Origin of the sequence: Aeromonas sanarellii (assembly GCF_000820085.1) — a bacterium.
GTDB classification, from domain to species: Bacteria; Pseudomonadota; Gammaproteobacteria; order Enterobacterales; family Aeromonadaceae; genus Aeromonas; species Aeromonas sanarellii.
On record NZ_CDBN01000029.1, the window covers coordinates 1 to 10,496 of the forward strand.

General features: G+C 66.1%; 14 protein-coding genes. 2 read left to right on the top strand and 12 right to left on the bottom strand.

What is annotated here, in order from left to right; genetic code table 11:
* Positions 1-212: 212 nt before the first annotated feature.
* The gene (yrfG, locus tag BN1132_RS05860; RefSeq protein ID WP_042075887.1) at positions 213-881 is read left to right on the top strand and encodes a GMP/IMP nucleotidase; all 669 of its coding nucleotides are present in this window, start codon (positions 213-215) and stop codon (positions 879-881) included.
* Between the two features lie 122 nt (positions 882-1,003).
* On the opposite strand, the gene tyrS is transcribed toward yrfG, so the two are convergent.
* Positions 1,004-2,272 (bottom strand): tyrosine--tRNA ligase, encoded by a 1,269-nt coding sequence (gene tyrS, locus BN1132_RS05865; RefSeq protein WP_042075889.1) that lies wholly within the window; start codon positions 2,270-2,272, stop codon positions 1,004-1,006.
* Positions 2,273-2,418: 146 nt separating this feature from the next.
* On the opposite strand from tyrS, the gene BN1132_RS05870 reads away from it, so the two are divergent.
* On the top strand, positions 2,419-3,228 hold the full coding sequence (locus BN1132_RS05870; RefSeq protein ID WP_042075890.1) for a helix-turn-helix transcriptional regulator: 810 nt from the start codon (positions 2,419-2,421) through the stop codon (positions 3,226-3,228).
* Positions 3,229-3,287: 59 nt separating this feature from the next.
* Here BN1132_RS05870 and exeN read toward each other — a convergent pair whose 3' ends face one another.
* From exeN to exeF, 11 genes are all read right to left on the bottom strand, one after another.
* Positions 3,288-4,046 carry a GspN family type II secretion system protein ExeN gene (gene exeN, locus BN1132_RS05875; protein ID WP_042075891.1) on the bottom strand — a complete coding sequence of 253 codons (759 nt, stop codon included), beginning with the start codon at positions 4,044-4,046 and terminating at the stop codon, positions 3,288-3,290.
* Positions 4,043-4,534 (bottom strand): GspM family type II secretion system protein ExeM, encoded by a 492-nt coding sequence (exeM, locus tag BN1132_RS05880; protein ID WP_042075892.1) that lies wholly within the window; start codon positions 4,532-4,534, stop codon positions 4,043-4,045. The genes exeN and exeM overlap by 4 nt, the downstream gene beginning before the upstream one ends.
* Positions 4,531-5,715 carry a GspL family type II secretion system protein ExeL gene (gene exeL / locus BN1132_RS05885; RefSeq protein WP_042075893.1) on the bottom strand — a complete coding sequence of 395 codons (1,185 nt, stop codon included), beginning with the start codon at positions 5,713-5,715 and terminating at the stop codon, positions 4,531-4,533. Before exeL ends, exeM begins: the two co-directional genes overlap by 4 nt.
* Positions 5,716-5,827: 112 nt before the next feature.
* Positions 5,828-6,838: a GspK family T2SS minor pseudopilin variant ExeK gene (exeK, locus tag BN1132_RS05890; RefSeq protein ID WP_042075895.1), complete on the bottom strand. Its 1,011-nt coding sequence runs from the start codon at positions 6,836-6,838 to the stop codon at positions 5,828-5,830.
* Positions 6,828-7,469, bottom strand: a complete 642-nt coding sequence (exeJ, locus tag BN1132_RS05895; protein WP_042075897.1) for a GspJ family T2SS minor pseudopilin variant ExeJ — start codon at positions 7,467-7,469, stop codon at positions 6,828-6,830. Before exeJ ends, exeK begins: the two co-directional genes overlap by 11 nt.
* Positions 7,470-7,513: 44 nt before the next feature.
* Positions 7,514-7,858, bottom strand: coding sequence for a GspI family T2SS minor pseudopilin variant ExeI (gene exeI / locus BN1132_RS05900; protein WP_042075899.1), 345 nt, complete (start codon positions 7,856-7,858; stop codon positions 7,514-7,516).
* A gap of 74 nt (positions 7,859-7,932) precedes the next feature.
* The gene (exeH, locus tag BN1132_RS05905; RefSeq protein ID WP_042075900.1) at positions 7,933-8,484 is read right to left on the bottom strand and encodes a GspH family T2SS minor pseudopilin variant ExeH; all 552 of its coding nucleotides are present in this window, start codon (positions 8,482-8,484) and stop codon (positions 7,933-7,935) included.
* The gene (locus BN1132_RS19920; protein WP_157005343.1) at positions 8,481-8,588 is read right to left on the bottom strand and encodes a prepilin-type N-terminal cleavage/methylation domain-containing protein; all 108 of its coding nucleotides are present in this window, start codon (positions 8,586-8,588) and stop codon (positions 8,481-8,483) included. Before BN1132_RS19920 ends, exeH begins: the two co-directional genes overlap by 4 nt.
* A complete protein-coding gene (locus tag BN1132_RS19385) occupies positions 8,585-8,704 on the bottom strand; it encodes a prepilin-type N-terminal cleavage/methylation domain-containing protein (protein WP_084202620.1) in 120 nt (39 codons plus the stop codon). Before BN1132_RS19385 ends, BN1132_RS19920 begins: the two co-directional genes overlap by 4 nt.
* Positions 8,705-8,751: 47 nt before the next feature.
* Complete coding sequence (gene exeG, locus BN1132_RS05910; RefSeq protein ID WP_042075901.1) at positions 8,752-9,183, bottom strand: GspG family T2SS major pseudopilin variant ExeG; 432 nt, start codon at positions 9,181-9,183, stop codon at positions 8,752-8,754.
* 91 nt (positions 9,184-9,274) lie between these two features.
* Entirely contained in the window at positions 9,275-10,495 is a 1,221-nt protein-coding gene (gene exeF, locus BN1132_RS05915; RefSeq protein ID WP_042075903.1) for a GspF family T2SS innner membrane protein variant ExeF, read from the bottom strand.
* Position 10,496 lies beyond the last annotated feature (1 nt).

Here is a 10,496-nt window from a genome sequence, read left to right on the forward strand (position 1 = left end):
TCTTGTCGTGCGCCATGGTCTCGGCACTGAGGTGCACGGGGTTGCGCTTGTGGGGATCGCTCATCGGGGCTGACTGCTCGTTAAAAATCGTGTTTCAAGAGTAAACGACTCCCCGGGTGAACACCACGGGGCAAGGGCGGGAAAGATGCCCGAAAAATCCGTTATAATGCCCCCCGTTTTTCCCCTCCCCCCCACAGACATCGCGAGGCCCCATGTCGACTCCCCTGCCCTGGCACCAAATAGATACCGTTTTGCTCGATATGGATGGCACCCTGATCGACCTGCATTTTGACACCCACCTCTGGCAGACCCTGGTGCCGGAACGCTACGCCGAGCGACTCGGCCTGCCGCTGGCCGAGGCCAGGGCGCAGATCGAGGCGCACTATCAGGCCGTCAGCGGCACCCTCGACTGGTACTGCGTCGATTACTGGACCCGGACGCTCGGGCTCGACATCCGCGCCCTCAAGCAGGAGATCCTGGCGAAGATCCAGTGGCGGCCCCACGTCCTCCCCTTCCTGGCCGCACTGCGAGCTGCCGGCAAGCGGCTGGTGCTCTTCACCAATGCCCATCCCGCCAGCCTGTCGGTCAAGGATGCGCACCTCGGCCTCGCCGAGCACCTCGATCTCATGGTGAGCACCCACGATCTCGGCTGGTCCAAGGAGAGCCAGCACTGCTGGCAGGCACTCGCCGAACGGCTGGCGTTCGACCCGGCCCGCACCCTGTTCGTGGATGACAGCGAGCGGATCCTGCGCGCCGCCGCCGACTACGGCATCGGCTACCAGCTCGCCATCCAGAATCCGGACAGCCAGCAGCCCGAGCAGCGCATCACCGCCTTCCCGGCGATCCGCGACTACGCCGAGTTATTGCCGCTGACCGTGTGAGGCCAAGGCTCACCGCCTTCCCCGTTATGCTCCGCAACTACGCCGGATAGCTACCGCCGACCCAGCGGGCAGCGGGCAAACAAAAGGGCTGCCAGGGCAGCCCTTGTCGATCCCGGGTCGACTCAGCCCCGCCACGCCACCAACCGATACTGCTTCTTGCCCCGGCGCAGCAGCAGGTAGCGGCCGAACAGCCGATCGTCGGCGGTGAGCTGCTCATCCCGGCGGATCTCGCCGTTGACGCTGATGGCCCCCACCGCCAGCAGCTCCCGGGCGATGCGCCTGGAATTCGCCAGACCGCTCTCCACCAGCAGGGTCACCAGATCCCTCTCCCCTGCGATGTGACTGCAAGGCAGGCCATCCTGCGCCAGCTGGGCGAGATCGCTCTCCCCGAGGCGGGCCACGTCGCCACTGAACAGCAATTCGCTGATGCGCCGCACCGCCGCCAGCGCCCCCTTGCCGTGTACCAGCTCGGTCAACTCGTCCGCCAGCACCTGCTGGGCCAGCTTGCGCCCTTGCCGCTTGGCATCGTCCGCCTCCAGCGCGGCGATCTCGGCCAGCGGCATAAAACTGTAGTAGCGCAGGAAGCGGTAGACATCCTCGTCCGCGGTGCCGAGCCAGAACTGGTAGAAGGCGTAGGGGGAGGTGAGCGCCGGATCCAGCCAGATTGCGCCCCCCTCGGTCTTGCCGAACTTGGTGCCGTCCGCCTTGGTGATGAGCGGCAGCGTCATGCCATAGACCTGCGCCTGATGCAGTCGGCGGGTGAGATCCATGCCGCTGGTGATGTTGCCCCACTGGTCGTTGCCGCCGATCTGCAGGGTGCAGCCGAGGCGCAGGTGTAGCACGGCGAAGTCCTGGGATTGCAGCAGGGCGTAGGAGAACTCGGTAAAGGAGATGCCCTGATCCGGGCGGGCCAGCCGCTGGCGCACCGATTCCCGGGCCAGCATGGCGTTGACCGAGAAGTGCTTGCCGATGTCCCGCAGAAAGTCGAGGGCCGACATCTGCCCCATCCAGTCGGCGTTGTTCACCAGCCGCGGCGCCGCCAGCCCTTCGCTCGCCGGCAGCAGCGCTCTTATCTGGCCCGACAGGCTGGTCACCCAGCCCTGCACCGTCTCGGCGCTGTTGAGGTTGCGCTCGGTCGCCTTGAAGCTGGGATCGCCGATAAGGCCGGTGGCGCCCCCCACCAGCGCCACCGGGGTGTGACCCGCCAGCTGAAAGCGGCGCAGCATCAGGAGCGGCACCAGATGGCCGATGTGCAGGCTGCCGGCGGTGGGATCGAACCCGCAGTAGACGGTGCGCGGGGTGGTGAGATGATCGGCCAGCGCCGCCGGGTCGGAATTCTGGGCCACCAGGCCGCGTCGGGTAAGCTCGTCGAGCAGATGGGGATTGATCATGGAAGACTCCAACAGCAGGGGGAAAAGCCCACATATTCGCCGCTCTGGCCTGCACCGAATATGTCCCCTGGGGGACAGTTTTGTCACTCCCGTGCTAGCATCCGGCCATAGTGGGTAGCCAGCCCAGCCACCCGGAGCCCATCGCCATGCCCCTGTCTCCTGCCACGGATACCCTGAGCCTGACCGCCGCCGTCGATGCCCTGCACGGCAGCGGCTTCCCGGCAGCCCTGGTGCGCCTCATCCAGCAACAGGTGGCATTCGACTGTGCCCTGCTGCTCGGGGTGGGGCTGCGCCCCGTCTACCTCTACGACAACCTGCACCACCAGCGGGCCCTGCTGTTCGACCGCTACCTCACCCGCCACTTCAGTCAGGATCCCTTTATGCAGGCGCTGGAGCAGGGGCTGGGTGCCGGGGTCTGGACCCTGGCGCAGGTGTCGCGGGGGCGGCTCGACCCCGAGTATCGCCACCACTTCTATCAGGCCACCGGCTGGCAGGAGGAGGTGGGGCTGATCCTGCCGGTGCGCGGCGGCCTCACCCTGATGCTGTTTCTGGGGCGGCTCGACAAGCGCAGCTCCCTCGGTCGGGACGAGCTGGCCAGGCTGGAGGCACTGTTCCCGCTGGTGCACTCCCTGTGCCGCCAGCATTGGCGAGAGGAGACGCCGCGGCTGGCGCTGAGCCCATCCCTGCCGGGTGGCGTCGACCTCAAGGAGACGGTGACGCAGGCCATCGCCAGTCTGGGGAGCGAGAGCCTCACCCGGCGGGAGCACCAGGTGGCGGGCCTGCTGCTGCAGGGGCTGGACACCGAGGCCATTGCCGCCGAGCTCGGCATTGGCAGCGGCACGGTGAAGAATCACCGCAAGCACCTCTACGCCAAGCTGCACCTGCGCTCCCGGGCCGAACTGTTCCACTTCTTTCTCAACCACCTGATCACGGTGCCAAGCGGCACGGCCCCATAACGACACCACCCCGCCAGGGCGGGGTGGTGTTCATAGTGCCAAAACAACCGTCACAGCCGTCAGATGCGACCCTGATAGCGCAGCGGGAAACGCCCCTGACCATCGGGCTGGCCGAGGAAGGGGAGTCCCTGCTTCATCTGGTCCGGCAGCTCGGGCCCGGGTTTGAGGGTGCCCTGGAACAGGTACTGGCGATTGGCCTGTAGCTCCAGCTTGCCCAGCACCTGCACCGCCTCCGAGCCCTGCTTGATCTCGGCCACCAGCCGGGAGTCGAGGCAGGTCAGCTTGATCTCGGGATCCCCCAGCGCCAGCTTGCCCGCCGGAGTGTCCGCCTGCGCCTCATACCAGTGGAGGTCGCCGTAGAGGTTGTCGCACCAGGGATTACCTTGGGCAAACTGATCGATCTTGAGCTGCAGCTGGCCCCCCGCCGTCAGGGGGAAGGGCGGCCTCATCGGCACCCGCCCCAACACCCAGGAGGCCGGCGCGTTCAGGGTGATATCGCGGCCGAAGGCGGTGCCGCTCCAGCCGACCACCCCCTGACCGTTGAGGCCGCCACGCTCGCCAAAGCGGACCGAGACCTCGGGCGCCAGGCGCAGCAGAGACCAGCCGTTCAGCTCCCAGCGCACCTGGGTCAGCGACTCGCTGGCGTATTGCAGACGGGCGACCTGACCGCTCCAGAGGGTGCCGCTCACCCCCTCCAGCCGCACCAGGTTAGGGGGGAGTGGCAGGTGGTGCACCACCAGGGATGCGGGCAACTGGGCCAGCAGGAAACCGAGATAGGCCAGCAGGAAGAGGCTGGCGATCACTATTTTTCGCTTCATTGGGAACGACTCAACTGCAAACGTCTGACCTTGACCAGCCCGGGCGCCAGCCCCTCGCGGGCCACCTCGATGATCTGCACCTGGACGCCGTACTGATCGGAGAGGGTCGCGAGCCAGATCAGCAGATCGTCGAACGGCACAGTGTCTATCCACACCTGCAGCTCCTGCCCCTGGGGCTGCAGCCGGGCAATCTTGATCTTCTGGTTGAAAGCGGTGCGGTTCACTACCCCGTCCAGAGTGCCGCTGGTATCGATCTGGCGGCCCTGGCCACCCTGCATCGCCAGCACCTCCTGTCCTTTCTCCTTGAGCCAGGCCAGGGTCTGCTGCTGCTTCACCACCTGCCGCTCCCGCTCGGCGATGCGGCTGGCCACGGGCTGCCAAATGGCCCAATAGAAGAGGCCGATGAGCAGCACGCTGCCCCCCACCGCCACCAGCCGCTGCTCGCGGCCGCTGATGCCGCGCCACCAGCCTTGCAGTTTGTCCATCATGACGATCTCCCCTTGAGCACCAGCGCCCCTTCCACCTTGCCTTCCTGGCTTCGCACCTCACCCTGCTGCACCTCGAAGCGCTTGCCCGCCAGCTCGCGGAAACGCTCGATCTCGGTGAAGCCGGGGGCCGTCACCTGCAACCTCAGCTCGCCCCGGGCCGCGTCGAACCTCAGCACCTCTGGCTTGAGGCCGGGCACCTCGGCAAACACCGGGGCCAGCTCGGTCAGGAGCAACAGGACGCCATCCTGGGGAGCCTGCCCCAACTGCTGGAGGTGCTGGGTCATCTGGCTGCGCACGTTGACGATACGCGTCTCCCCCGGGAAGATCCGGGTGTAGACCTGCCGGATCTCCGCCTTGAGGGCCTTGTCCTGCTCCGCCAGCTGATAGAGGTGCACGCCGCGCTGGGCCAGGGCCACCAGCAGCAGCCCCCCCGCCAGCAGGGCCACCTTGCGCCACTGCAACCAGTAGCGGGCGTATTCGGTCTGGGGACGATAGGCCCCCTGCAGCAGGTTGGCCTGACAGGCGAGCGCCCCTTTCGCCAGCAGCAGCATGGGCAGTTCGGGATCGGCCGCCTGCCAGTTGCCGGCCGCCATGGCGGGGATGGGGGTATGGCTGTGGAGAGTGACGGGCTCGGGCTGGGCCGCCAGCAGCATGGCCAGCAGGGACTCCTCCGCCACTATGCCCTGACGGGGCCCCTGGCGAACCAGCCACTCCTCACCCAGTTGCAGGGCGGACCAGCCATCGTCGGCCAGAGGCAGCGCCAACACGTCCGGCAGCAGCTGCAGGGTCTTGAGCCCCGCCTGCTGCAACCAGTCGAGCCAGGTCTGCATCTTCGCCCTGTCTACCGCCATCAGATCCACGTCCTGACCCTGATGGCCCAGCACCACCAGGTGCAGCTCGTCCACGTCGGAGGCGATCTGCTCCTCCAGCAGATAGGGCAGGGCCGCCGCACTCTGGCGGCTGTATTTGCCCGGCAGGCTGACCCGCCGGAAGATAAGATCGCTGCCGGGCACCAGGGTCACCACGGGGCGACCGCCGGCACGCTCCTGCAGCTCGCCGAGGGCATGGGCCGAGGCCAGGGTGCCGGAGGCGATGATCTCCTGCTCCTGCGTCGACCACACCAGCCAGTGCACCGGCTGCTGTGCATGGGTCCCCAGACGGATGACCAGACTCTCGCTCACAAATCATTCTCCTGCCATGCCCGCCGGCATAAGGTCGCCGGGCGGGGTCGCAGCCTTGGGCTGCAATCTGGATAAGGGGCGGGACGGACGGGTCTGTCCCGTCCTCTCCCTGTCATTCGGCGCCGCCGCTCAGGCGGCGCAGCATCACCAGCTTGTTGTCCTTGCCACGCTGGAAGACGGTCTCGAGCCTGGCCCGGGTCTCCCCCACCTCCGCCAGCAGATGGGCCTCGAAGAAGCTGCTCTTGATGTCCAGGGCCCCGTCGAGCCCGGTGATGGCACCCGGCTGGACCTGGAACTGCTCCGTCATCTCCTGCTTGTTCTTCCACCCCTTCCTGGGCCTGTTGGTCAGCACCTGTCTGGCATCGTCGAGGGATATCCTGCCCTGGTAGAGCCCCACCAGCAGGGCAGCCTGCTCCGGCTTGATGGTGTTGATGTTCACCACCAGCTTGTCGTTGGGCAGGGCGCACACATAGGGGGCGAGCCTCGCGTAGAGCGCACCGCTCACCCCGCGCACGGCCCGCAATTCGTCCGTACCCAGCATCCGCTGGTTCGCCACCAGATAGGGGGGATTGAGTCCCTCGTAGTAGGCATCCTCGGCTCCGTTGCTGGAGACCAGCTGGGTATCCTTGTCGGTCCAGTCGCGGATGGCGTCCGTCAACTGCACCGCCTCGTACTCGTCCACCTCGAGCTGGGCCAGCAGGGCGCGGAACGCCTTGAACTGGTAGGGCTGGGACTCGAGATCGTCGCCGTTCTCCCCCTCCCTGAGGGGCACGCTCAGGCTGTTGAGGTTGAAGCAGGATTGCAGATCCCGCACCCGGCCGGACAGGGTGCCATCCTCCACCGGGAAGACCCCGTCCTCCCGCGCCCAGTGCTGTCCCAGGCTCACCCGGTCCGGATCATCCTTGTAGTCCTGGTTCAGCGCCTTGATCACCAGCGCCTCCGCCGACATGGCATACCACCAGGCCTGCTTGCCCAGGGTGAGGTTGGCGGTACGCCGCAATTCCAGCTGCAACCTGCCGCTCATGTTGCTGGCGACGATCACCATCACCGACAGGATGAGCAGCACCACCAGCAGAGCCATGCCCCCTTGCCTGGCGGGGCTTGTCATTGGTCTAACCGCCATTCTCGGCCCTCTGGCCACCGGCCCCTATCAGGAACTGGCGACGTATGATGCCGTAATCCTCCAGCTCCAGCTCCACCGCCAGCCCGTAGGGCAGCAGGTCGCGCTGGGTCCACTCCTCCTTCCACTGCCCCCTGTCGTAGAAGTAGAGCCGCAGCGCCGTCACCCCGGTCAGCACGGGCTGGATGCGCGGCTCGGTGCCGATGGCCGGATCCGGATAGAGGTAGCTCAGCCGCTCCAGGGTCTGCCCCTTGAGCCGCCAGCCCACCCGTTGCAGTCCGGAACGCGGCAGCATGCCATCCGGATTGAGCCAGCCACCACGAGTGAAGGCCATGCCCCAGTCGTCGCTCTGCTGGCCGAAGCGCGACGCCGCCAGCAGTACCTTGTTGTTCTCGCCGTCGATGCGACCGCTGCGCGGCACCATCTGGGTGACGTCCCGCTCCAGCAGGCTGAAGGCGAGTTGCAATTCGGAGAGGCGGGCCTCCTTGCGCTTGGCCACCTCGTCGCTGGTCAGCACCCCTTGCAGCACCTGATAGGCCCCCAGGCTCAGAGTGGCGAAGATGGCGATGGCCACCAGCATCTCCAGCAGGGTAAAGCCACTGTGGCACGATGGGCGGGTGTTGCTCTGGCTCATCGGCTGACACCGGCTCCGGATCATCGAGACACGTTGATGAATGTTCATCGGCTGAGATAGGTCCGGATCATGGCCACCGGGCTCTCTGCCTTGGGCGCGGTGCGCACTTCCATGTCCAGCGCCCTGAAGTTGCTGTCCGCCGTGGCGACACCGCGATAGCGCCAGTACCAGGTCTGCCCCGCCAGCTCCTCGTCTCCCTCCACCCAGCTGTCTCCCGGCCACTTGCCCTCGAGCCTCTGCTGCACCAGCTGATTCTCCACCACCCAGGTCGCCAGGGTCTTCTGCTCCAGATAATTGAGGCCGGAGAGGTGCTCGCTGGCGGTCTTCATCACCGCCAGCCCGGCGATGGCGAACACTGCCAGGGCCACCATGACCTCCAGCAGCGTCATGCCGCGCCCCCTGCCGGGGCCGCCCGCCAGAGAGGTGCGGCAAACCCGAACGCCGCCTGTGTGCCGAGTGCCCCTCACTCTTCTTCCTCTTCATCCTGCAACAGGGAGAGGCGACCGAACTCGTCCCCCCTGACGGTGCGCAGGTACTCCAGATCCTCGTCCTGCTGGCTCAGGGTCAGCACGAAGGGGGTGAGCTCCCCCCCCGGGAAGACGAAGATCTGGGGCGTGCGCTCTTCTTCGGCACGGCCCTGTTCCTGACGCTCGTCCGACTCGGTACGCCAGTTGAAGCCTTCCAGCTCCACCGCCAGGGTCATCCCCTCCGGCAGCTGCACCGGCCCCAGCAGCTTGTCCCCGGTCAGCGCCTGCCACTTGCGATCCTTGGCCGCGCGGGACATGAACTGCCAGCCGTTCTCCTCGACCCTCAGCCCCAGCAGTCGGCCATCCATCACCGAATACTCCTGCGCCTGCTGCAGGGTCGCCATGAAGCGGCGCGCCTGCTTGTCGAGCTCCCGATCCCCCCTGGCGCCCCCCATGCTGAGGGTGACGGCGGTGGCCACCAGCCCCATCAGCATGGCCACCAGCAGTACTTCCAGCAGGGTAAAACCGGCATGGCGACTATGCTTCATGGCGCCAACCCCAACTGCATGGCGGTAGCCTCGAGCCGTCCCATCAACATGGCGACCAGCAACACCTCCAGCAGGGTAAAACCGGCATGGCGACTATGTTTCATGGCGCCAGCCCCAACTGCATGGCGGTAGCCTCGAGCCGTCCCATCAACATGGCGACCAGCAGTACTTCCAGCAGGGTGAAGCCGGACTGGCGACGGGCAGAGGAGGCCACCTTCATTCAGGCAGCCCCGGGATGACGGGGTGAGCGCGACGCGGCGGGATCACTTATTGGAAATCCTTCAGGTTCCAGTTGCCGATGTCGTCATCGGTCCCGGCTTCCCCGTCCATCCCCATGCTGAAGATGTCGATCTTGCCGAACTGGCCCGGGCTCAGCAGCTGGTACTGGTTGCCCCAGGGGTCCTGCGGCAGGCGCTTGATGTAGCCCCCGTCCCGGTAGCTGCGTGGCTCGGGAGATGCGGTCGGCTTGTTGACCAGGGCATCCAGACCCTGCTCCGTGGTCGGGTAGCGGTTGTTGTCCAGCTTGTACATGTCCAGGGCGTTTTCCAACGCCACTATGTCGGAGACGGCTTTCTGCTGATCCGCCTTCTCCTTGTTGCCCATCAGGTTGGGGACCACCAGGCTGGCCAGGATCCCGAGGATCACGATGACCACCATGACTTCCAGCAGGGTAAAACCGCGATGACGACGACTGTGCATTACTACTTACTCCCTAACGAATGAGATGGCGCGGGCCATCAGAAAGTGATCCATGGGTTCGACGGCCAGCCGGCCCTCGAACGCCTAAGCCTCATAAATTCACCATGTTGTTGAGCTCCAGGATCGGCTGCAGTATCGACATCACGATAAAGAGCACCACCCCGGCCATGGAGACCACCAGCATGGGTTCGAACACCCCGAGTGCTATGTTCACCTGGGTCTCGAACTCCCTGTCCTGGTTGTCCGCCGCCCGCTCCAGCATGCTGTCGAGCTCGCCGCTCTGCTCGCCTGAGGCGATCATGTGCAGCATCATGGGCGGAAAAATCCTGGTTTCATCCAGCGCCTTGCGCAGGCTGGTCCCCTCCCGCACCCGCTCGGTGGCCTCACCGATACGCATGCGGGCATAGTCGTTGGAGAGCACCTCCCCCGAGATCTTCATCCCCTCCAGCAGGGGCACGGCACTGGCGTTGAGGATGCTCAGGGTGCGGGCGAAGCGGGCGGTGTTGAGCCCCCGGCTGACCCGACCTATCACCGGCAGGCGCAGGATGACCTGATGCCAGTGACGGCGACGCTTGTCGTCGGTCAGCCACCAGCGCCAGACCAGAGCAGCGAGGCCGAGCAGCAGCAGGAACCAGAGGCCGTAGTGCTGCAACAGCTCGCTGGTGCCGATGAGGAAGCGGGTTGTGCCCGGCAGTTGCTGGCCCATGTGCTCGAACTGGGCCACCACCTTGGGCACCACGGCGGTGAGCAGTATGGAGATGACGCCGATCGCCACCAGGGTGAGGACTATGGGATAGATCATCGCCTGCAGCAGCTTGGTGCGCATGTGCTGGCGCTGCTCCGTGTAGTCGGCGAGCCGGTTCAGCACCTTCTCCAGGTGACCGGACTTCTCGCCGGCCGCCACCATGGAGCGGAACAGCTGATCGAACACATGGGGGAAGGCCCCGAGCGAATCGGCAAGGGAATAGCCCTCCACCACCTTGCTGCGCACCGTGGCCACCAGGCTGCGCAGGTGGGCCTTCTCACACTGCTCGGCGACGGCCTTGAGCGCCTCCTCTATGGTGAGCCCGGCCCCCACCAGGGTCGCCAGCTGGCGGGTGATGAGGGCCAGCTCGGCGGTGCTGGCGCCGCGGCGCAACAGCACGAAGCGGTTCGCCTCGCGCTTCGCCTTTTCTGTGGTCTCGTTCACCTCGAGAGGCGTCAAGCCCTGTTCGCGCAGCAGCTGGCGCACCTGGCGGGCGGAGTCCCCCTCCATCACCCCGGATTTCTGCCTGCCTCTGGGGTCGAGCGCCTTGTATTCGAACGCCGCCATC

Bases quoted from the DNA above. Each gene is read 5' to 3' on its own strand.
- yrfG (WP_042075887.1), top strand. From the start codon at position 213: ATGTCGACTCCCCTGCCCTGGCACCAAATAGATACCGTTTTGCTCGAT.
- tyrS (WP_042075889.1), bottom strand. From the start codon at position 2,272: ATGATCAATCCCCATCTGCTCGACGAGCTTACCCGACGCGGCCTGGTG.
- BN1132_RS05870 (WP_042075890.1), top strand. From the start codon at position 2,419: ATGCCCCTGTCTCCTGCCACGGATACCCTGAGCCTGACCGCCGCCGTC.
- exeN (WP_042075891.1), bottom strand. From the start codon at position 4,046: ATGAAGCGAAAAATAGTGATCGCCAGCCTCTTCCTGCTGGCCTATCTC.
- exeM (WP_042075892.1), bottom strand. From the start codon at position 4,534: ATGATGGACAAACTGCAAGGCTGGTGGCGCGGCATCAGCGGCCGCGAG.
- exeK (WP_042075895.1), bottom strand. From the start codon at position 6,838: ATGGCGGTTAGACCAATGACAAGCCCCGCCAGGCAAGGGGGCATGGCT.
- exeJ (WP_042075897.1), bottom strand. From the start codon at position 7,469: ATGAGCCAGAGCAACACCCGCCCATCGTGCCACAGTGGCTTTACCCTG.
- exeI (WP_042075899.1), bottom strand. From the start codon at position 7,858: ATGACGCTGCTGGAGGTCATGGTGGCCCTGGCAGTGTTCGCCATCGCC.
- exeH (WP_042075900.1), bottom strand. From the start codon at position 8,484: ATGAAGCATAGTCGCCATGCCGGTTTTACCCTGCTGGAAGTACTGCTG.
- BN1132_RS19920 (WP_157005343.1), bottom strand. From the start codon at position 8,588: ATGAAACATAGTCGCCATGCCGGTTTTACCCTGCTGGAGGTGTTGCTG.
- BN1132_RS19385 (WP_084202620.1), bottom strand. From the start codon at position 8,704: ATGAAGGTGGCCTCCTCTGCCCGTCGCCAGTCCGGCTTCACCCTGCTG.
- exeG (WP_042075901.1), bottom strand. From the start codon at position 9,183: ATGCACAGTCGTCGTCATCGCGGTTTTACCCTGCTGGAAGTCATGGTG.
- exeF (WP_042075903.1), bottom strand. From the start codon at position 10,495: ATGGCGGCGTTCGAATACAAGGCGCTCGACCCCAGAGGCAGGCAGAAA.